The sequence below is a fragment of the Pyramidobacter sp. C12-8 genome, assembly GCF_002007215.1.
Classification (GTDB): Bacteria; Synergistota; Synergistia; order Synergistales; family Dethiosulfovibrionaceae; genus Pyramidobacter.
The window spans coordinates 1-21,293 of sequence record NZ_MUHX01000036.1 but is presented as its reverse complement, the minus strand read 5'-3'; the positions used below and the strand labels follow the sequence as shown (position 1 = coordinate 21,293).

The window sequence follows — 21,293 nt, the reverse complement described above, 5'->3', positions numbered from 1 at the left end:
TCTTCGCCGGCAAAGTGAGCGCCCAAGGCTTCGACGCAACCCACCACAAAATCGAACACGTCCAGGCCGGCCCCCTCACCGCCGGCAGCAGCGACGCCGTCAACGGCGCCCAGCTGTGGAAAACCGCAAGCAGCCTCGCCACCCACCTCGGCGGCGGCGCCACAGCCAAAGCCGACGGCTCCGTCACCGCCCCCGCGTACAAATTCAAGACCATCGGCGGCGGCGCCACCCACCACAGCGTCAGCGACGCCCTCGACGCCGTCGACCGCGAGTTCAGCACCCTGTACCGGAACTTCGGCCAACTCCGCGACATCGACAGCCACCTCAACCGCCTGCGCAGAGACATCAAAACCTCGGGCGCGCTCGGCTCCGCCCTGAGCGCCTTGAAACCGATGCAGTACGACCCGCTCGAACCCAGCCAGCTCATGGCCGGATTCGGAGCCTACAAAGGCGAATACGCCCTGGCCCTCGGCTGGGCGCACTACGTGAAAGAAGACTTCATGGTCCACGCCGGAGTGTCCGTCACCCACCACGGCGAGTCGATGGCCAACGCCGGGCTGACGTGGAGGATCGGCAGGAAGGCAGACAAGGAACAGATCCCCGAACGTTACCGCAAAGGCCCGATGAGCAGCGTCTACGTGATGCAGAAGGAGAACGCGCAGCTGCAGGCGCAGGTAACCTCGCAGGCGCACGAGATGGCTTCTCAGGCACAGGAGATCGCCGAACTGAAAGCCGACATGGAAGAATTGAAGCGTCTGCTGCGGGCGTCGAAACGGAGATAACGTTTCAGCCTAACGTTCCGATCCTTGGATCGGCACGTATCGGCAATGCAATGTAAAGAGAAAGGACTGCAAAGGAAAGGACTGCAAAGGAAAGGACCGGCAATGCAGAGAGAAAAGGGCGGAGTCTTATTCGCTCCGCCCTTTCTTCTTGTTCGTTTTTTATCTGTTTCTATTTATTTTCTATCAATTTGCCATTTATCTTCCCATTCATTCGAGGAGTTTTTTTTTAGTGAAGTGCGTGACGAAAATGAAGCGTGTGATGAAATCGATAGTTTTCCTGGCGATGTTCGCGTCGCTGTCCGCGGCGGCGTTTGCCACGGAGATCGCCGTGGTGGACACGGAAAAGCTCCTGGTCCAGTCCGAACCCGGCAAGCTGGGGCAGGCCCATCTGGAGGAAGTGCAGAAAGTGCTCCAGAAAGGGTATAACGACCTGCGGGCGCTGTACCGCGGCCAGGAGAACACGGCCGAGGCGCAGAACGCGGTCGCGCAGGGACAGGCGGCGCTGGAACGGCAGATGGAAGTGGAACGCGCGGCGGTGACGTCGGTGCTGCAGTCGGAACTGATGGCGTCCGTGGAAACGTGGCGGAAGAAGAATCCGAAGTTCCACGCGGTGATGGCGCGTCAGCTGCTGCTCGACGCGGCGCCCAGGCTGGACGTCACCGACGCCGTGCTGAAGGAGATGAACAGGCGCAGGCCGAAGTTCGCCGCCCTTCCCACGGTGACGGTGAGCAAACCAAAGCGAGCGCTTCCGAAAACGAAATAGCGCCGATTCTTGATAGGGCGTTTTAACGGCAAGAGTTCGATGTTGCGGGGGAGATTCACAAAGCGCCCTTGCGTTCGGTTTTTTGATCAAGAAATAGTATTAATCGAGAAATAGTGCGAGATTCATCAAAAAACAGCAACGAGGCCGTCTCAATTGATTTTTGAGACGGCCTCGTTTTTTTAAGATCGATTCTGACTGCGTTGCGCTGATTCTTGCTGGAACGGCCTGGCTGTGAACGTTCGGCGCGCCGAGGGATTCCGGTCGCGCGGAACTGTCTCTTTCCCTCCGCTGCGCAATTCGTTTTGCGAATTTTGCCGGAGCGCTCCCGCTGGCCTGCGTTTCGATCGGGAAACGGCATTCTCTTTGCAGCGGCGCTATTCTCCCCAGAACGTGTCGATCACGTCGCCCGGCGGCGGGGGAGTGAGCAGGCTGACGGCGGCGAAGGCGGAAAGGCCGATGATCAGGCTGGGAACGATCACGTTCATGCCGTAGAAGTTCTTCAGCCACGCGCCCATGACGAAGTAGGAGCCGACGCCGCAGACGGCGGAGGCAAGCGCTCCGGCGGCGTTGGCGCGGCGCCAGTAGAGGCCGAGCACGAGCGGCCAGAGGAAGGCCGCTTCCATGCCGCCGAAGGCGAACAGATTCAGCCACACGATCAGGCTGGGGGGACGCACGGCGGCGAGGAACACGACCGCGCCGAGGATGGCGGTGCTGAACACGCTCAGCTTTTTGACGCGCCGTTCGTCGCCGGCGGCGGCCGGATCGACGTAGTTGATGTAAAGGTCTTTGACGATGGTCGAAGACATCTGGATCAGCTGCGAGTCGATGGTGGACATCACGCCCGCCAGCGGCCCCGCCAGGAACACGCCCGCCACGACCGGCGGCAGGACTTTCACGGCCAGCTGCGGCATGATCGAATCGGGCGTCTGCAGCCCCGGCAGCACGGCGCTGCCCAGCGCGCCGCAGAAGTGCATGCCGAGCATGATGAAGCTGACGACGAACGTGCCGATGACGATGGCCCCGTGCATCGATCGCGAGTCCTTGTAGCCCATGCAGCGCACGGCGGTGTGCGGCAGGCCGATCGTGCCGAAGCAGACCAGCACCCAGAAGGAAAGGATGAACGGCTTGGCGATGAAGTGATCGGGACCGAACGGCGTGAGCAGCGCCGGATCGGCCGCGGCGATCCGGCCCATGACGGCCTTCATGCCGCCTCCGGAAACGGAAATGCCCCAGATCATGGCGATCGTGCCGAGGATCATGACCACGCCCTGCAGCGCGTCGGTGAGCGCCACGGCGCGGAAGCCGCCGACGGTGGTGTAGAGGACGACCGTGCCGGCGAAGATCATCAGTCCCCACAGATAGGGCAGTCCGGTGATCGTCTCGAACAGCCGCGCGCCGCCGATGAACTGCGCCGTCATGGCCGCGAGGAAAAACAGGATCAAACTGACGGACGCGACCACGACGAGCAGCGGGCTGCGGTAGCGCTCGCGCAGAAAGTCGTTGACCGTGATCGCGTCGATGCGGCGGGCGACGATGGCGAACTTTTTGCCCAGCACCCCCAGCGTCAGCCAGGCCGTGGGCACCTGGATCACCGCCAGCAGCACCCAGCCCAGCCCCGTCTTGTAGGCCACGCCGGGGCCGCCGATGAAGCTCGACGCCGAAGTGTAGGTGGCGACCAGCGTCATCGCCAGAACAAAGCCGCCCATGCTGCGGCTGCCGATGAAGTATTCGCTGAGGAAACTTTTGCTTTTCTCCAGATGCGCGCCGCTGTACAGCGCCAGCAGATAGACGCCGGCCAGGTAAGCCAGCACGGGAGTCAGCAGCGGCCAGTTAATCATGGGAAGCTTCCTCCTTTTCGTGCGGGGCCAGCGAGGCGTTTTTGAACAGGAACTTCACCATCAGCCACGCCAAAAAGCAGAACAACACCGGGCCGGCGACGGAACTGTAAAAAAACCATTCCGGCAGCCCCAGCACGAAGCGGTAGCGCGCGGGATCTCCCGATCCCAGCCCGTAGGCGAAAGCGTACCACCAGACGAAGAACGACAGCGCCAGGACTATGGAGCACAAAGCTTCGAAGTTGGCCTGGCGAAAGCGGCGGTCCATGTTTTTCATGGGCGAGAACCTCCTCCGTTTTTTCGGCCGCTCTGAAAGCACGTCGCGCCTTTCGCCGGTCCCGCGCCGGCGATATGCTGTGATCCCACAAGGCTCAGTGCCGCCGTCCCCGCGCGGGCGGCCCGCGAAACGCGCGGAGAACTTCCGGCCGCCGTTCACATGACGGCGGCGTCCTTTGCACAACGAAGAGACCGACAGGCTCCATTATACGACAAATCCATGAAGGCTCAAGCGAGATCTTGCCGCCGTCCGCGCGCCGTTCCGTCCGGCGGCGTCCGAGGCGCGAAAACGAGACGGGAAACGGCGGCGTCCCAGGCAGGAACGCCGCCGTCTTGAGCGATTGATACTATTCCGAAATACCGAACAGCAAGAGCGCCCCGAAGGAAATACGCAAAGCGAGTTGCGCAGACCGCGCAGCGGTCGAGACAGTTCTGAGCGACGGGACCTTCTCGGGGCACCGAGCTTTCACAGTCGAGTCATTCTACTAAAGAACGAGTATTATTTTTCGGGCGCTGCGTTTTTGCGGCGTCTCCTTGTCCAGGCTGCTCCGGCAATCCCGCCGAGGGCGCTCGTAAAGATCCAGGCAAAGCCCTCCTGCCCAAGCGGGATGGCGGCCAGCATATTTTTGGCTTGGTCAGCAACTGTGCTCACATGCTGTAAGCCATAGAGGATCCCTATGAGGAAAGCTCCGACGACGGCTCCTCGGTAGACCCCGGGGGGTGATTCCCGATCAAACAAGTTCAGGAGGATCAGGACGATGGCCACAGGGTAAAGAGCGTACAGGACCGGTACGGACAAAGAGATGATGTGCCTCACCCCGTACACCGAAAGGACGGCGCTGGCGGTGACGATGATCCAGACCAAGCCCCTATAGGAGAGCCGTTTGTCCAGGAGCTTTTCGAAATATCCCGCCACCGCCGTGGTGAGACCGATCGCTGTGGTCAGACAGGCGAAGGTCATGGCGCTGGCCAAGGCGTATCTGCCGGTGTCGCCGGCGATAGCGTCCACGAGTCTGACCGTGATGGCGGTGTGCCCGTCCTTCGTATTGGCGAAGCTCTCTCCCCCCGAAGCTCCCAGGTAGACAAGCCCTCCGTAGACAAAGAGGAAGCCCAGCATGGAAACGAGAGCGACCTTGACGGCCATTGATAGTCCTTCCTTAGTATTGCCGTGACCGTGCCCCATGATGTCAGCCATGATGATGCTCGCAAAGGCCATTGAGGCAAGAGCGTCCATGGTCTGGTAGCCCTCGGTGAAACCGAGAGCAAAGGCGTTGTCGACCACAGGAGCGGCCGGTTTGCCGATAGGCACGAGAATTCCCTTGACGATGATGAAGCCCAGCATCAGAATTAAAAAAGGGGTGAAGTATGTCCCAATCTGGTCAAGCACCTGGGAAGGATTGAGAGAAAAATAGAGCGTGACGGCGAAGAAGATGAAGGAAACCGCGATCGCGCTCCAGGAAATGCCCAGAATACTCCCCGGGTCAAAGGCCCCCAAAAGGGGAAGGATTCCCACCTCGAAGGTCGTCGCTGCCGTCCGGGGAATGGCAAACAGCGGCCCGATACACAGAAGGATGGCAAAATTGAAGGCTTTTGCAAAAGGCAGACTGACCTTCCCTGCAAATTTGTCGATATTGCCCCCGGCTCTGAATGTGGCAAGCAGCCCGAGCAAAGGCATTCCGATTCCCGTGACGGCGAAGCCTAAGAGGCCTGCGGGCCACTTTTGGCCGGAGACAATCCCGATATAGGGAGGAAAAATAATGTTGCCCGCGCCGAGAAACATGGCAAACAAACCGAAACCCATCACGATAATTTCCTTGTTCTTCGAGTTCATATGATCTCACATCCTAGGGGCTTTCAATCTCCGAGTCTCCTGGGGCGAGGGGGAACGGGGAAGGAGTTCGAGAGGAAACGTCCGAGTTTCTCTACCGACTCTTGGTGGAAAACGACGAACGAGTTGCCTCGCTCTTCGAAGGAGTCCAGTCGCTCAGGACTGTCTCGACCGCTGCGCGGCCTGCGCAACTCGCTTTGTAGATCTTCCCCGGGGCTTGGAGAACATTCGTCGTTTTAGCAAAGAATCAGTATTGCGGCGCGATCTTTTTAAGAGATCTTATTTGATCGCGAGATATTTCTCGGGGATCGGCAGCTCGGTGTTGCCCAGGTAGCCCTGGCCGAACACGTACGTGTCCTGATAGACCAGCAGGTGATTCTTCTTTTCCAGCCCCGTCTGCGCGTCGCGGTAGTAAGATCCGTTCCACTTGGCGCCGGGCGTGTTGGCCGCGTAAACGGCGAACAGGTCGTCGGCCTTGAACTGGCGGCGGAAATTCTGGGCGCTGACGCCGGCTTCCGCGCATTTTTTGCCGTACTCGGCGAGCCCGACCACGGCCGTGAAGCCGGAGGAATAGGCCCAGGTGCCCATGCGCTTCGCGCCGCCGCGCCTGACGACCTCCTCCTCGATGCGCTTGAGGATGGCGGGGAAATCTCCGGCCACGCTGGAAAGATCCAGGCCCAGCGCGCCGGGATAGCCCATCAGCGGCGAAGGCACGTCGGCTTCGACGAAAATGCCGCCGAGCGCGGCGATCTGCTTGAGCAGCGGCTCGGTGTGAGCGTCGTTGGTGCAGAAGAACGCCGTCTTCTGGCCGTAACGGTCAAGCCACGTGGGCACGTGTTCGAGGATGAACTGCTGCGCGCCGGCCACGCCGACGTCGCTCATCGGATCGGGCGCCGTCTCGGCATGAAAGGCGATGCCCATGTCCTCGCAGGCCGCCTTCATGATGTTGAAGCGGCGCAGTTTGAGTTCCGAGCTGAGGTGGCGCGGGAAGGATATGTGCACGAAATCGGTGGCGCCCAGCTTCTTGGCGCCGTAGATGATCAGATAGCCGCGCGTGATCGAGTCGATGTTGGTGGCGAGATCGGCGATGCTCTCGATGACGCCGGGATCCTCCTGCGGCTGGCCGGCGAAGAGCAAAATGTCGGGACGCTTCTCGCGGATGCGGCGGAACGCCTCGGTCGTACCGGGCACGGCCGTCATGACCACGACCACCTTCATCAGCGGATCGTCGGCGAAGGCCGCGATCTGGCTGATGGTAGTCTCCATCTCGGCCATGAAGTTGTCCGGCATCGTCACGTGCTTGATGTAGCCGCCGTCGGCCACGTCGCCGTAACGGCGGATCAGTTCCTCGGCGCCGCGCAGGTTGTCCTCCGCCTGCGAGACGGTCTCGGTGCAGACGCCGATGTGGAACGGCGCCGCCGCGAAAGCCGTACCGGCCGCGCACAGGAACGCCGCCGCCAAAAGTGCCGTCAGAGATTTGCGCATGATGTATCCCTCCTGGAGTGGGAATATTCTATTCGGAGCTTCCCCCGTCGCACGGCGGGGGAATGGGGCTCTGCCGGGAACTTCCAGTTCGCCGGCGGGATCTTGAACGATGCGGCCGTATCCGCGATGATGGCATCGAACGCTTTCCATTCGCTTTCGGGGTAGGCGAACCGGAGCGCGCAGCCTACGAAAAACTCCAAACTTCTTTTCAAAAAAAGGAGGGGAAATTCCCCTCCCCATATGATTTACGAATGATTTACGAAGAACTACGCTTTGATCCCTTCGGCTTCGGCCTTCATCTCCTGGATGGCCGCGGCGATGCGAGCGATGCCCTCTTCGATGACCTCGGGCGAGCAGTAGGTGTAGTTCAAACGGGCGTTGTTGATGCAGGCGCCGGGCTCGACGGCGAAGGCGGAACCCTGGATGAAGGCGACCTTCTTGTCGAGCGCGCGCTTCATCAGTTCGTCGGTGTTGACGCCGGGCACGTTGATCCAGTAGAAGAAGCCGCCCTGAGGCTTGACCCACGTGACGCCGAGAGGCGCCAGATGGCGCTTCATGCTCTCTTCCATGGAATCGCGGCGCTTGCGGTAGTTGTCGATGATTTTGGGCAGATGCCTGACAAGGTGTCCTTTTTGGCAATACTCGGCGATCAGGGCCTGATCGACGGAGCTGGAGCAGAGATCGGTGCTCTGTTTGAAGACGCACATCTTGCGGACGATGGCGGGATCGCCGATGACCCAGCCCGTGCGCGTGCCGGGCGCCAGGATTTTGGAGAACGAACCGGCATAGATCACGTTGCCGACCGTGTCGAACGAGAAGATGGAGGGCAGGTGCTCGCCTTCGTAGCGCACGTAGCCGTAAGGATCGTCCTCGAAAATGCCGATGTCGTATTCCTCGGCGATGGCCGCCAGCTTCTTGCGTTTTTCGACGCTCATGGTCATGCCGCCGGGATTCTGAAAGTTGACGATGGTGTAGAGGAACTTGACCTTTTTGCCCTCGGCGCGCAGCGACTCGATCAGAGCGGGCACCTTTTCGACCTGAAGGCCGTCGGCGTCGCAGGGAATGCCGCGGCACACGCCGCCGTGATTCATGAACACGGTGATGGCGGCCATATAGGACGGATCTTCGGTGATGATGACGTCGCCGGGATCGAGCATGGCCCAGGAGAACAGGTCGAGCGCCTGCTGCGAACCGGTGGTCACGAAAATCTGATCCAGGCCGACCTTGCGCCCAAGGCGCGGCTCCATGAAGTCGATCAGGAACTCGCGCAGCGCCGGGTTGCCGTCGGTGGTGCCGTACTGGAGCAGTTCGGTGCCGTTGTCCTTAAGCAGGTGCGCGCTCTCGTAGAACTCGTTGACGGGAAAGACCTCGGGCGCGGGCATGCCGCCGGCGAAGGAGATCATGCCGGGCTTTTTGATGACCGCGAGGATCTCGCGGACGGGAGAAGGACGCGTGTGCATTGCTTTGTAGCTGAAATTGCCATTCCAAGTGCTGCTCATGATGAAAAAACACCTCCTCAAAAATTTCGCTCTCATGCCTGCGGCGCGAGAGCCGATTCATTTGCGCTCCGGCGGAGAAAAGTTCTCGGGACCTTAGCTCCAATAGTGCATAATTGGATTATACAAAATAATTTTAACTCTGACTATAGAGAATCGGAGATGAAATATTTTTCCTGTTCAAAATTAAGCATAAAATATGATTTGTCGTTTTTTGTATGCAATAAATATCAGGATCGCCTTCTGACCGGGGACGGCCGGCGAACGAATCGTTGGGGGGAATTTTCGAGGCATGGGCGCCGGCGTTCCTGTTGCCGTATGCTTGTCCGCCGTCGGCCGGATTGTTATAATGTTCGCCGGCGGAGGGAGAGTCCGCCGGAAAGGGGCGGGGGACGGTGGCAAAAAAACGGCAACAGGACGGTTTCTGGTCAGGGCTGCTGGTATCGCTGGCGCTCAGCGCCGAGTGGTCGGCGCCCGCCTGGATCGCGCTGGCGCTCCATCACTGGGCGGGGATTTCGCTGCGCTGGTTCTGGGGACTGCTGGGGCTGTGGATTTTCCCGCTGGCGCTTTCGTCGCTGGCGATGGCCGTCATGAAGCGGGCCATCGACGCTCCCGAGCCGGAACGCCCCAACAAGAATCCCTATTCGGTTCGACACCGTCCCGTTCGCGCGGTTGGAGAAGAAGAGGCGGTTTCCTCCCGGCGCGCCGGACGGGAGCTTTGACCGGCAGATGTCGGGAGCCGGAAAAGAATCTGCCATGGACGACAAAATCCGAACGCTCGCGGCGCACCTGATCGCGGAACACGATCTGCCGCCACGGGATCTGCAGACGTTGCTCGAAAACAACTCGCCCGAGCTGCGCCGCACGCTGGCAGGCGCGGCGCAGGCGCTGTGCCGCGCCTATTACGGCGACGAGGTGTACGTGCGCGGCCTGATCGAGTTCACCAACGAGTGCCGCAACGACTGCTATTATTGCGGCATCCGCCGCGGCAACGGCGCCGTGCGGCGCTACCGCCTCGGCGAAGAGGAGATCCTCGGCTGCTGCCGGCAGGGCTACGATTGGGGATTTCGCACGTTCGTGCTGCAGGGCGGCGAGGATCCGCAGTATCCGCCCGAGCGCATCGCGTCGCTCGTGGCTTCCGTCCGCCGCGAGTTCCCCGACTGCGCCGTGACGCTTTCGGTGGGCGAGTGCAGCGACGAAGCCTATCGGATGTTTTTCGAGGCCGGCGCCGAACGCTATCTGCTGCGCCACGAGACGGCCTGCGACGGACATTACCGTATGCTCCACCCGCTGCGGCAGCGCCCGGAAAACCGCAGGCGCTGTCTGTGGACGCTGAAACGCCTCGGCTACCAGGTCGGCGCCGGGTTCATGGTCGGTTCGCCCGGGCAGAGGCCCGCGCACCTCGCCGCCGACTTTCAGTTCATGAAGGAACTGCAGCCGCAGATGATCGGCGTCGGCCCCTTCATCCCCCAGCGCGACACGCCTTTCGGTCACGCGCCGGCGGGCACGCTGGAACTGACGCTGCTGTGCCTGTCGCTGCTGCGCCTGTTTTTTCCCAAAGCCCTGATTCCCGCCACCACGGCGCTGGGCACGATCGCGGCGGACGGGCGCGAGCTGGGGATTTTGGCCGGAGCCAACGTCGTCATGCCCAACCTTTCGCCGCCGGCCGTGCGCCGGGATTACGCCCTCTACGACCGCAAGATCTGCACCGGCGAAGAAGCCGCCGAAGGCCGAGGCGTCCTCGCCCTGCGCATGAAAAACATCGGCCGCCGTCTGGCGGTCGGCCGCGGCGACGCCTATGGCTTCCCGCCGCGCTGCAAAAAATCCTGAGCCGATTTTCCGGCTCAGGATTTTTTTGTACGAAATATATCCATGTGGACGGCAGAAAATCAGCCTGCCGCTGCGCCCGCAGACGGCGCCGGCGGGGCGTACGGTTCGAGAAATTCAAGCAGCGGGACGATATTGGACCGACGCGCGTAGTCCATCAGCGTGGCGAAGTCCTGCGCCGTGGGCTGCTGAACGAAGCAGGCGATCAGCTGATTGAGGCCGTCGGCGATGATCCCGCGGTCGCCGAGCTTTTCGCCCAGGCGGAGGCGCAACATAGCCAGCTCGTGCTCCGCCAGGTCGCGCACCATCGGACTGTGACGGGCGATGTTCATGAGCCGGACTTTTTCCTCCACGTCGTCGGTGAAGCTCTCGGCGCGGCGCAGCAGCAAGTCGGCGCGGATGCCGTCGATGCCGAACCAGAATCCGCCCACGGCCGCGGCGAGCATGAAGGCGCCCGTCAGGCGGTAGAACAGCGAAGGCAATTTCTTCGGCGCGAACGCGCCCTCTTCGCCCCGGAAAAGGTGGCGGCTGCAAAGCGCGAAAGCGAGAGCGACCCAGAGCGAGTTTTCGATGCGGTGGAACGGGCGCGTCCAGAGCGCGTCGAACCAGACCAGGAACAGGAACGAACTTCCCCAGAGGAACTCCATGGGCAGCCGGCGGCCGCGGCGGCGGCGCACGCAGCGGCACAACGCCGCCAGCCAGAGCAGGGCGGCCAGCAGCAGCGACAGAACGCCCCACAGGCCGAACTCGCAGAACCACTGCAGGATTTCGTTGTGCGCCCAGTAGGTGAACTGCCATTTCATGGTGGGATCGAGCGTCATGGCGGCGCGCTGCCCCTGAAGATAGTACCATTTGAACTGCCCCAGGCCGACGCCGGTCAGCGGCCGAAACGCGCCGACCTGCCACGACGTTTGCCAGATTTCCCGGCGGGCGGCGACGTCGGCGATATTTTTGATCATGTCGCGCGTCTTCAGCAAAAAGTCGAAGCCCCGCCCCGTATCGGCGAGGATGAACACGGCCAGCACGGCGAAGAACAGGGCGATGCCGAGGGCGGCGCGTTTGAGCTGGCCGCGGTCGCGCGAGGTGAAGAAGATCAGCAGCGCCATCGCCAGCGCCCCCACCCAGAACGCGAGGATCCCCGAGCGGCTCGTGGAACGGATCAGGCACCACGACATGACCACGTAGAAGAGCAGATTGCCGGCGATCATGATCCTGTTCCGGAGATTTTTGGCGAAAAGACCGCCGTAGCTGACGAAGAGGAACAACGACGAGAACAGCGCCATCGCCAGCCACAGCGCGAGCATGTTCTGCTGTCCCGTGTTGCCGATGTAGTGCCCCGGCGTCTGCATGACCAGCTTCAGGCCCCGGAGCGGCGCGACGAGGCCGCGTACCTGCAGCTCGGCGAAAATCCCGTTGATCGTGGCGTTCAGCGCCGCCAGCCAGAGGATCGGACGCAGCCAGCCTTCCTTGAAAAAGGAGAACGCCGCCAGATAGAAGACGACGCAGCCGGCGAAAAAGAACCACTCGCGCTGCCAGCCGGGCACGGAGCGAAGCGGTACCCAGCGCGGCTGCAGCGTCACGAAAACCATGAAGAGCAGCCAGTAAAGCCCCATGACGTCGAGGCGCAGCGGCCCGCGCCTGCCGTCGAGCAGCGCCGGGGCGCCCGCGCAGAGCGCCAGCAGACCGACGGGGACCAGCGCGAAACACCACTTCATCAGGTGCAGCGTCTGAAAGAACGAAGTGCCCGAATACACCAGGTTCGGCAGCGTCAGGCTGACCGTAAAAAGCAGGAAGAACAGCGCGCTGCGGAAAGAATCCCCGGCGTCGGGCGCGGTCTCCGGCACGGCGTGCGGCGGCGAAGCATCGTGCAGTTCCACGGCGAAGTCCCCTTTTCTTCTCGAGAATTTTCCATACTATAGCATAAGAACGGCCGCCATGAAGCGGGGATGTCCGCGAAAAAAGAAATTTTCCGCCGCCAAAACGATGCGGCGTCTCGTTGCCATCTCCAAATTTTTGACGTTTTGCGCTACAATAAAAAACTGATCGGAGCGATAGTTGAGTGCGGAGGCGCGGCAATGGGACGACATGACGTAAAATCGACGAAACAGACACGCGAAAAAACGGAACGCGTGCCGGCGGAAGGGAAAGGGATCGCCGCGCCCGCATCGACGGGAGACGCCGTAACATGGCCGCGGCGTCCGCGGCGGAGGCCCGATCTGAGCGGCGCTGCGCCGGGAAAGAGCATGGCGTCGGAGGCGCCGGCGCAGGACGTTTCTGACGGTTCGGCCCCGTCCGGGCGCGGCAAGCTCAAATGGCCCATACGTCCGCGTTCGCAGCGTTCCGTGAGGCTGCCGGACCTGCATGAAAGCGGCGCGGCGAGCGGGCAGATCAGCCGTCGCCCTTCCCGTCCGGCGGAGACGGAAGCGCCGGAGCGCGGCGGAGTTTCATGGCCTGCCGGGCGGCGCGCGGAGGAACCGCCCCGTTCTGCGAGGGCGGATGCAGGGAAAACGGTCCCGCAGCCTCTCTCTCCTCTCGGGACGAAACGCGCGGAGGAGAAACTCGCTGCAGCCGGGAACGTTCCTCCTTCGCGGCGAATGCCGGAGGATCAGCCCCACGCGAAAGAGCCGTGGCCCGTGCGTTTCCTGCGCGTCGTCCTGGCAACCGGCATCTGCGCGCTGGCTGCCGGATTCTATTTTTTGTGGGCCAGACAGAGCGCGGAAGAGGCCATGCCGCCGCTGTTCACGCCTCAGCCCTATTTCTACGAAGAAGAGCAGCCGGTTCACGCGCTGCTGCTCTGGCATGAGAAGGTGCTCACCGCTCCGTCGGGCGGCACGGTGCAGCTGGCTTACGGCGGCAAAGCAGCGGCCGTGGCCGACGACGAAGTGGTGGCGACCGTATTGACGCGCGGACGCACGATCGCGATCCGCACGCCGGCGCGGGGGTACTTTTTGCCGGCCATCGACGGCGCGGAAGACCACTGGGATTATCCGACGCTGTGGCTCGGTTCCGGCTTGCTCCCCAAAGCGCCGGAGCTGCGCTGGGTCGAGGATCTGAAGCCGCTCGACACGGCCGTCCGCGCGGTGGGCAAACTGATCTACCTGCCTCAGGAGCCGCGCGCGATCTTTTACCTTGATCTGACCGACCGGCTGCGGGCCGGACTGGAGCGCGGTTCCATCTCCATCCGCCGCGAGTCGAAGGGGCCGAAGTGGACGGCGCGCGTGCGCGTGTACGTGAAGTACGGCGACGAGCGCGCCAAAGTGGCGCTCGACATGCCCTATTTCCCCATGGACATGGCGCTGTCGCGCGAGGTGGACTTCCTCGTCTGTTCCGACGAGGATGCGGGGCTGGTGGTGCCGGACTCGGCGGTGACGATCCGCCACGGCACCTACGGCGTTTTCGAGCTGGTCGGCGACCGGCTCGTCTTCCGCAGCGTCACCGGAAAGCCCATCGAGGACGGCCGTTTTTTCATCGCCTCGGGGCTTTCCGCCGGAAATCCTGTTATACTTGAAGCGGCAAATGCCGAAGAAAAGAGGGTGCGGTTATGGTAGAGTCGGAAATGTTCGCGTCGATCCGGTCGATTCTGGACCGCATGGAATTGGCGGCGCTGCGGAGCGGCCGCAGGGCGTCGGATGTGACGCTGCTGGCGGTGAGCAAGACCAAGCCGCTGGAAACCGTGGTCGCGGCGGCCCGTACCGGACTGGTGACTCATTTTGGCGAAAATCGCGTTCAGGAAGGACAGGCCAAGATCCCAAACTTTCCCGCGGAGCTCGGCGCCGTCTGGCATCTGATCGGCCATCTGCAGCGCAACAAAGCGCGCAAGGCGGTGGAGCTCTTCGACGTGATCGAAAGCATCGACGGCGAGGAGATCGCCGCGGCGGTCGAGCGCGTCTGCGCCGAAAAGGACCGGCGCCTGGACGTGTTGATCGAGGTCAACAGTTCCGGCGAAGCGTCGAAAACGGGAACGCCGATGGCGGAAGTTCCCGCGCTGGCGGATTTTGTCAGAGGACAATGCCCGCATCTGGCGCTTCAGGGGCTGATGACCATCGGCCCGTTGGGCGGCGACGAAAAAGCGGTCCGCGGCGCTTTCGACGCCACGCGCGAACTGCGCGACCGCCTGCGCATTTCGGCGGGCGATCTGCCGCGTCTTTCCATGGGCATGAGCGGCGATTTCGAGTGGGCGATCGAACAGGGCAGCACCGAAGTTCGCGTGGGCACCGCAATCTTTGGACATCGTTAGGAGGAAATCCCCATGGCCAACAAGCTTTTGTCATTTCTCGGTCTCGCCGACAGCGGCGACGTCGTGGTGGAATCTCACCGGAACAAGAAGCGTCGTACCGACTATATGAAGAAGATCCAGCGCCTTGTCGTCCCCGACGATGAGGAAGAAACGGAAGTCCCTGCGGCGGAAAACGAAGCGGCTCCCGCTGTAGTGGAAGACGAACGGGCTTTTGCCGCCGCGAACGCCGTCGAAGAAAACGGCGGACCTGAGGAAGCTGCGGAGCTCGAGAGCGACGGCGGACGTCATGCGGCCGGCTCTTCCGGCTCTTTTTCCAGCCGTCTGCGCCGCTTCGGCGAGTCGCTGCGCCGTCAGGATGAGGCGGCGCAGCCGCTGGTGCTGGTCAAAAAAGGCGTCGCCGGAATGCTCGACGACATCGAAGACGCGCTCGTAGAGGGACAGACGGTGATGCTCGATTTCGAAAAGGAAGACCGCAAAACGGCCGCCGACGTGGCCCGCCGCATGGCGGATTTCGTGCGCATGCACGACGGCGCCTTCTACACGGTGACGAGCACGAGCCTGTTGCTTTCGCTGAACAAAAACGCCGTGATCGAATGGCTGCCTGAAGAAAACGGCCGGGAGCAGTAGGGGATGGCAAACGACCTGGACTTGCTCAAGGTCGTGGACGTGGAGGGCGTCGTTTTCTCGCGGGGCCTGCGCGGCTATGCGGCCGACGAAGTCGACGAGTTTCTCGACCGCGTCGCCGACACGCTGCAAAGATATTCCGAACTCCACGCCACCGACCAGATGCGCATCCGCGAGCTGGAGACGACCATCAGAGAGAACGACGAGCTCAAGGTGTCGCTGCAGAACGCGCTGACCATGGCGAAAAAAACTTCCGAGGACTTTCTCGCCTCGTCCCAGAAGGAAAGCGAAGCCGTGCTCGCGCAGGCGAAAGCGAGAGCCGAAGGCATCCTGGCCGACGCCGTCGCGCAGAAAACGCAGCTTCTCGGCGAAATCGAGGAACTGCGCCGCTCGAAAGAGCATTTCGTCGCCGACGCCAAGGCCGCGGTGCTGCGGTACAACATGCTGCTCGACGGCCTGCAGGAGAAGCAAGGTCAATGAACCGGGGCTTCCTCCGCCTGGACGACCCGGTGACGGCCATCCGCGGCATCGGCGAGGCAAAGGCGCTGCTGCTTCAGCGTCTCGGCATCGCGACGGCGGAAGATCTCGTGTATTTTTTCCCTCGCCGCTACGAAGACCGGCGGCAGATCGTGACGATCCAGGATCTTGCGCCCGGCGGGCCGCCTCAGGCCTTCCGGGCTCGAGTTGTTTCCATCGAACAGCGCGTGGCGCGAAGCAACCGCCGCATGCAGATCACGCGCGTCTGCCTCAGCGACGGCAAAAACGTGGCCTGGGCCCTGTGGTTCAACCGCTGGAACCTGAGCAAAATCTTGCGGGAGGGTATGGAACTGGCGCTTTACGGCTCGCTGGAGCCGCGCCGTCCCGTGCCGGAGCTGCTCAATCCCGAGTTCGAGATCCTCGACGGCAGCGATCCGCGCAGCGTGGGGCGCATCGTGCCCGTTTATTCCGCGACGGCCGGGCTGAACGAAAAATGGCTGCGCCGCGTCATCGACACGGTGCTCGAAACCCTGGCCCCGACGATCCCCGATATCCTGCCGCCGCCGATCGTCGAGAAGTTCCATTTTATCGACGCCGCCTCCGCCGTGCGCCAGATGCATCAGCCCACTGACGAGGCGCTTTTCCGCGCCGCGCGGCAGCGCCTCGTCTTCGAGGAGTTCTTTCTGCTCCAGGTCGGTCTGGCGCTGCGCCACCGTCGCGGCTGCCTCGAAAGGAAAGCCCCCGCGCTGACCGGGCAGGCGGACCTGACGCGGAAGTTCCTCGCCGGGCTCCCTTTCGAACTCACCGACGATCAGCGCCGCGTCGCGCAGGAAATCGCCGACGACATGCGCCGTTCCGTGCCCATGAACAGGCTGCTGCAGGGCGACGTCGGTTCGGGAAAGACCGTCGTCGCCGTGCTGGCGATCCTGCAGGCGCTCGACTCGGGCGTGCAGGCCGCCATGATGGCGCCGACGGCCGTGCTCGCCCAGCAGCACGCGCTGACGCTGAGCCGGTGGCTCGAACCTCTGGGCGTCGAAGTCGGCCTGCTGACCGGCGGCGTCGCGCCCGCCGAAAAGAAAAAAATCCACGAGCGTTTGTCCGACGACACGCTGCGCGTCGTCGTCGGCACCCATGCGCTGATTCAGGAAGCCGTCAGCTTCAAGCGGCTCGGCCTGATCGTCATCGACGAGCAGCACCGCTTCGGCGTGCTCCAGCGCAAGGCCCTGAACAGCAAAGCCGGCGCCGAAGCGCCGCATACGCTGGTGATGACGGCCACGCCGATCCCGCGCACGCTGGCCCTTTCGGTCTACGGCGACCTGGCCGTGTCCACGATCCGTCAGCTGCCGGACGGCCGCCAGCCCGTCAAATCCGTGTGGATCGGCGACAACCGCCTGCCGAGAATGCTGCGTTTCCTCGAAAGCGAAATGGCCGCCGGCCGTCAGATCTATTGGGTCTGCCCGCTCATCGAGGAAAGCGAGAACTTCGACGCCGCGCCGCTGGAGTCGCGCTTCGAACGGCTCCGGCGCGAATTTCCGAAGCGGCGTTTGGCCATGCTCCACGGGCGCATGAGCGAAAAGGAAAAAAACGCCGTCATGACCGAATTCTCGGCGGGACGCATCGACCTGCTCGCCTCCACGACCGTCATCGAAGTCGGCGTCGACGTGCCCAACGCGACGGTGATGGTCGTGGAAAACGCCGAACGCTTCGGCCTCTCGCAGCTCCATCAGCTGCGGGGCCGCGTCGGCCGCGGCCCCGCCAAGTCCTGGTGCATCCTCTACGCCGATCCGAAAAATCCCGAGGCGGAACACCGCCTCGATCAATTCTGCTCCCTCAGCGACGGCTTCGCGATCGCCGAGGCGGACATGCAGATGCGCGGTCCGGGCGAGTTCTGCGGCGTGCGCCAGCACGGCCTGACGGATTTCCGCGTCGCCGATCTGATCCGCGACGGCGCCGTCATGGAAGTCGCGCGCCAGGAAGCCTTCGCTCTGATCGCGCAGGGCGATCCCTACGAGAGCTTCCCACTGCTCATGCAGGCCGTGCTGAGCCGCTACGGGCGCATGCTCGACATCGCGAGGACCGCCTGATGAAAGAAGAGCGCTCCCTGCCTTTTTCCGCCCTGCCCGACGAAGACATGAAGTGGGAGTCCGTGCTGATCCGCCTCGTTTCGACCCCGCGCACGCGCAAAGAGCTGGCGCGGAAACTGCGCGAGCGCCGCTGCCCCGAGGAGAAAGCGGCGGAGCTGCTGGACCGTTTCGAAGAGATCGGCATGATCGACGACCGCGCCTACGCGCTGCTCTACGTCGATTCCAAGCGCGATTTCGGCCTGCGCCGCCTGCGCGACGAACTGAGAGCGCGCGGCGTCAGCCATGCCGATATCGACGACGCCCTTGCGGAGAGCGGAATCGACGAGGCCGAACGGGCGCTGCGCCTGGCGCGCCAGTGGGGAAATCAGCGCGGCATGACGCCGCAAAAACTCGACGCTCGTCTGCGCCGCCGCGGCTTTTCGTCGTCCGCGGTCCGCAAGGCGTTTTCGCAGTTGCATGAAGAACTTGAAAATTTCCGCAGTCTCGGCGAAGGGACTGGCGGCGATGAAGAATAACGGTACAGAGCGATACGCGGAAGCTCATGAGGAACTCTTTTTCTCATGGGCTTCCGCTGTTGTAAACGATGGATGTCCGAAAACGCACGAAGATTTTTCCGGCCTTTTTATGGGGAAATTTTTACGTTTTCCCCTTGTGAAGTTTCGCAGATAACTGTAAAATAAAAAACGTTACAGGCAGATTTTTGTCAAGCCCGCGTTCCCCTCAACATATGTTTTCATTTATTTTTCGAAGGGATGCCGGCTTCCGCTGCCGCCTGAAAATGGGCGGGGCGATTTTATATTGACAAATTCATAAGGAGTGAGAACTTTTGAGTATTTATCTGGTACTTGGAGTGCTCCTCGGCATCATCGGGGGCACGGGGGCGGGGATGTTCATCGCCAAGGGCGTGGCCGCGCGCAAGGTGGCGGAAGCGCGCTCTCAGGCGGAGAACATCGTCAAGGAAGCGCGGTCCAGCGCCGAGCGCGACAGCAAGCTGCTGGTGTCGGAGGCGCGTGACGAAGCTTCCAAAGTCCGCCTCGAAGCCGAGCGGGACGCCAAGGAGCGGCGCGTGGAGCTGCAGCGCACCGAACGCCTTCTGGAGCAGAAAGAAGAGAAACTCGACCGCAAGCTGGAAAAGCTCCAGCACCGCGAGGACGAGATGAAGACCCGTCAGGACGATCTGGAAAAGAAGATCCAGGAAGCCGACGAGCTCTGCAAGAGGCGCGTCACCGACCTCGAACAGATCGCTCAGATGACCAGCGACCAGGCCCGCGCCCAGCTGCTTCATGAGGTCGAAGACAGCGCTCAGCACGCGATCGGCCTGCGGCTGGCGGAGATGGAAGCCCAGGCCCAGCGCGACGCGAACAAGAAAGCCCGCGAGATCATCGTCACCGCCGTGCAGCGCTGCGCCGTGGAGAAATCCTCGGACGTCGCCGTCAGCACCGTGTCGCTGCCGAACGACGAGATGAAGGGCCGCATTATCGGCCGCGAAGGCCGCAACATCCGCGCCTTCGAGACGGCCACCGGCGTCGACCTGATCGTCGACGACACGCCGGAAGCGGTGACGCTGAGCTGTTTCGACCCCGTGCGCCGCGAGATCGCCCGTCTGTCGCTCGAAAAGCTGGTTGTGGACGGCCGCATCCATCCTGCCCGCATCGAGGAGCTGGTCGCCAAAGCGACCGCCGAAGTGGAGGAGTCCATCGCCGACGCCGGCGATCAGGCGCTGATGGAACTCGGCATCAAGCAGATGAATTCCGAGCTGGTCCGCACCATCGGCCAGCTGCGCTACCGCTACAGCTACGGCCAGAACGCCCTGCAGCACAGCATGGAAGTGGCGTACATCTCCGGCATGATCGCCTCCGAGCTGGGCGTCAACGAAGAACTGGCCCGTCGCGCCGGCCTGCTTCACGACATCGGCAAGGCCGTCGATTTCAAGATCGAGGGCCCGCACGCCCTGATCGGCGCCGACCTCGCCAAACGTTACGGCGAGCCGCCCGAAGTCATCAACGCCATCGGCTCGCACCACGAAGACATGGAAGTCAAGAGCATTTACGACGTCATCGTCGCCACCGCCGACGCCATCAGCGCAGCGCGCCCCGGCGCCCGTCGCGAGAGCATCGACGCCTACGTCAAACGTCTGGAAAAACTCGAGACCGTGGCCAACGGCTTCAAGGGCGTCAGCAAGGCCTTCGCCATCCAGGCCGGACGCGAAGTCCGCGTGCTGGTCGCGCCCAGCGTCCCCGACGAGGCGTCCGTGGCCAAACTGGCTTACGACATCGCCCGCAAGATCGAGGAAGAACTGAAGTATCCCGGCCAGATCAAGGTCACCGCCATCAAGGAGATCCGCGCCTCCGACCTTGCCAAGTAGGCTTCGCCCATGAGAATACTCTTCGTCGGCGACGTCGTCGGCAGCCCCGGGCGAAACGCCTTTTTCGCCATGCTGCCCAAGCTGCGCCGCCTGAAAGGCCCCTTCGATTTCGTCCTCGTCAACGGCGAAAACAGCGCCGCCGGCCGCGGCCTCACCGAAAAGATCATGAACGAATTTTTCGCCGCCGGCGTAGACGGCATCACCTCGGGCAACCACATCTGGGACAAAAAAGAGTTTCTTCCTCTTCTGGATGAAGAGAGCCGCGTCCTCCGTCCCCTCAATTACCCGCAGGGCGTGCCCGGCCGCGGCTGGACGATCCTTGCCGGCAGGAACGGCAAAAGACTGGGCGTCGTCAACATCCAGGGACGCGTTTTCATGCCCCTCACCGACTGCCCCTTCCGCGCCATGGACGAGGTACTGCCGAAACTCGGCGACGACATTCCCGTCTTCGTCGATTTCCACGCCGAAGCCACCTCGGAAAAACGCGTCATGGGACTGTACCTTGACGGAAGGGTTTCCGCCATGGTCGGGACCCATACCCACGTCCAGACGGCCGACGAAGAAATCCTGCCCGGCGGCACCGCCTACATCAGCGACGTCGGCATGACCGGCGCGTTCCGCAGCTCCATCGGCATGACCTACGAAAGCGTTTTGCCCCGGTTTCTCACCTCTTTGCCGGCTAAGTTCGAAGTTGCCCAGGAGGACGTGCGACTGAACGGCGTGATCGTTGAGATCGACGACGAGGACGGCAGAGCCTGCGGCATCGAACGCGTGGCGATTCGCTCAGGTGAATTGGACGAACTCACCGGCAAAAACTGAGCCGAAAAAAATGCGCAACAGAAAAATCCCGAAAACCGGCGTTTTCGGGATTTTTCTGTTGCCGGCAGGCATTGAGCGCCGTTTCAGCGATCTGTGGAATTTGATCGTTCGGGGCCGTTTGCGATATGAAGCTTTGTAGATTACAAATAAGCCAATAACATAACTAAAAGAAGATATAGACAAAAAATGCTCCAGGGTGTATCATTTCCCTTGCACTGAACGAAACGCGGTTCACATTGGATCGCCAAACGTCAGTGCAGCCCCTTGACAACCGAAGAGGACGAGGAAGAGAAGCCAAGCGGGAACGATCCGAGAAGATGGAACAGGTAAGGATAAAGGATTCAACGGAGAGTTTGATCCTGGCTCAGGACGAACGCTGGCGGCGTGCTTAACAC

At 62.2% G+C, this 21,293-nt stretch carries 18 protein-coding genes and 1 pseudogene; 12 read left to right on the top strand and 7 right to left on the bottom strand.

The annotated features are described in order from the left end of the window. Together B0D78_RS11105 and B0D78_RS11100 are read left to right on the top strand one after the other, a co-directional pair. Positions 1-782, top strand: a 782-nt coding sequence (locus B0D78_RS11105) for a YadA C-terminal domain-containing protein (RefSeq protein WP_168170118.1), incomplete at its 5' end; no start/stop codon positions are given. Positions 783-1,029: 247 nt separating this feature from the next. Then, positions 1,030-1,545 (top strand): OmpH family outer membrane protein, encoded by a 516-nt coding sequence (locus B0D78_RS11100; RefSeq protein WP_168170117.1) that lies wholly within the window; start codon positions 1,030-1,032, stop codon positions 1,543-1,545. A 55-nt stretch (positions 1,546-1,600) separates the two neighbouring features. On the opposite strand, the gene B0D78_RS12915 is transcribed toward B0D78_RS11100, so the two are convergent. The 6 genes from B0D78_RS12915 to B0D78_RS11075 form a co-directional block, all read right to left on the bottom strand. Further along, on the bottom strand, positions 1,601-1,903 hold the full coding sequence (locus B0D78_RS12915) for a hypothetical protein (RefSeq protein WP_168170116.1): 303 nt from the start codon (positions 1,901-1,903) through the stop codon (positions 1,601-1,603). Positions 1,904-1,919: 16 nt separating this feature from the next. After that, on the bottom strand, positions 1,920-3,383 hold the full coding sequence (gene panF, locus B0D78_RS11095) for a sodium/pantothenate symporter (protein WP_205948320.1): 1,464 nt from the start codon (positions 3,381-3,383) through the stop codon (positions 1,920-1,922). Beyond that, positions 3,376-3,657: a YhdT family protein gene (locus B0D78_RS11090; RefSeq protein ID WP_078017015.1), complete on the bottom strand. Its 282-nt coding sequence runs from the start codon at positions 3,655-3,657 to the stop codon at positions 3,376-3,378. Before B0D78_RS11090 ends, panF begins: the two co-directional genes overlap by 8 nt. Positions 3,658-4,155: 498 nt before the next feature. Beyond that, on the bottom strand, positions 4,156-5,487 hold the full coding sequence (gene brnQ / locus B0D78_RS11085) for a branched-chain amino acid transport system II carrier protein (protein WP_078017014.1): 1,332 nt from the start codon (positions 5,485-5,487) through the stop codon (positions 4,156-4,158). A 276-nt stretch (positions 5,488-5,763) separates the two neighbouring features. After that, positions 5,764-6,969 carry a DUF3798 domain-containing protein gene (locus B0D78_RS11080; protein WP_078017013.1) on the bottom strand — a complete coding sequence of 402 codons (1,206 nt, stop codon included), beginning with the start codon at positions 6,967-6,969 and terminating at the stop codon, positions 5,764-5,766. Positions 6,970-7,235: 266 nt separating this feature from the next. Further along, positions 7,236-8,468 carry an aminotransferase-like domain-containing protein gene (locus B0D78_RS11075; protein ID WP_078017012.1) on the bottom strand — a complete coding sequence of 411 codons (1,233 nt, stop codon included), beginning with the start codon at positions 8,466-8,468 and terminating at the stop codon, positions 7,236-7,238. Positions 8,469-8,860: 392 nt separating this feature from the next. On the opposite strand from B0D78_RS11075, the gene B0D78_RS11070 reads away from it, so the two are divergent. Beyond that, positions 8,861-9,187 (top strand): hypothetical protein, encoded by a 327-nt coding sequence (locus B0D78_RS11070; protein ID WP_078017011.1) that lies wholly within the window; start codon positions 8,861-8,863, stop codon positions 9,185-9,187. 34 nt (positions 9,188-9,221) lie between these two features. Then, positions 9,222-10,295, top strand: coding sequence for a [FeFe] hydrogenase H-cluster radical SAM maturase HydE (gene hydE / locus B0D78_RS11065; protein ID WP_078017010.1), 1,074 nt, complete (start codon positions 9,222-9,224; stop codon positions 10,293-10,295). A gap of 59 nt (positions 10,296-10,354) precedes the next feature. On the opposite strand, the gene B0D78_RS11060 is transcribed toward hydE, so the two are convergent. Beyond that, the gene (locus tag B0D78_RS11060) at positions 10,355-12,169 is read right to left on the bottom strand and encodes an O-antigen ligase family protein (protein WP_078017009.1); all 1,815 of its coding nucleotides are present in this window, start codon (positions 12,167-12,169) and stop codon (positions 10,355-10,357) included. A 717-nt stretch (positions 12,170-12,886) separates the two neighbouring features. On the opposite strand from B0D78_RS11060, the gene B0D78_RS12910 reads away from it, so the two are divergent. The 8 genes and pseudogenes from B0D78_RS12910 to B0D78_RS11020 all read left to right on the top strand — a co-directional run bounded on the left by B0D78_RS12910 (position 12,887) and on the right by B0D78_RS11020 (position 20,898). After that, a complete protein-coding gene (locus tag B0D78_RS12910; RefSeq protein WP_147413066.1) occupies positions 12,887-13,840 on the top strand; it encodes a hypothetical protein in 954 nt (317 codons plus the stop codon). After that, on the top strand, positions 13,834-14,529 hold the full coding sequence (locus B0D78_RS11050) for a YggS family pyridoxal phosphate-dependent enzyme (protein ID WP_078017007.1): 696 nt from the start codon (positions 13,834-13,836) through the stop codon (positions 14,527-14,529). The genes B0D78_RS12910 and B0D78_RS11050 overlap by 7 nt, the downstream gene beginning before the upstream one ends. Before the next feature lie 12 nt (positions 14,530-14,541). After that, a complete protein-coding gene (locus B0D78_RS11045; protein ID WP_078017006.1) occupies positions 14,542-15,156 on the top strand; it encodes a hypothetical protein in 615 nt (204 codons plus the stop codon). A gap of 3 nt (positions 15,157-15,159) precedes the next feature. Then, positions 15,160-15,633: a DivIVA domain-containing protein gene (locus B0D78_RS11040; RefSeq protein ID WP_078017005.1), complete on the top strand. Its 474-nt coding sequence runs from the start codon at positions 15,160-15,162 to the stop codon at positions 15,631-15,633. Then, positions 15,573-17,714 (top strand): annotated as a pseudogene (recG, locus tag B0D78_RS11035) (ATP-dependent DNA helicase RecG); the annotation flags it as partial. The gene B0D78_RS11040 and the pseudogene recG, both read left to right, overlap by 61 nt. Beyond that, positions 17,714-18,229, top strand: coding sequence for a regulatory protein RecX (locus B0D78_RS11030; RefSeq protein WP_078017003.1), 516 nt, complete (start codon positions 17,714-17,716; stop codon positions 18,227-18,229). The pseudogene recG and the gene B0D78_RS11030, both read left to right, overlap by 1 nt. 317 nt (positions 18,230-18,546) lie before the next feature. Then, a complete protein-coding gene (gene rny / locus B0D78_RS11025) occupies positions 18,547-20,079 on the top strand; it encodes a ribonuclease Y (protein WP_078017017.1) in 1,533 nt (510 codons plus the stop codon). Between the two features lie 9 nt (positions 20,080-20,088). Next, positions 20,089-20,898: a TIGR00282 family metallophosphoesterase gene (locus B0D78_RS11020; protein ID WP_078017002.1), complete on the top strand. Its 810-nt coding sequence runs from the start codon at positions 20,089-20,091 to the stop codon at positions 20,896-20,898. Positions 20,899-21,293: the final 395 nt, after the last annotated feature.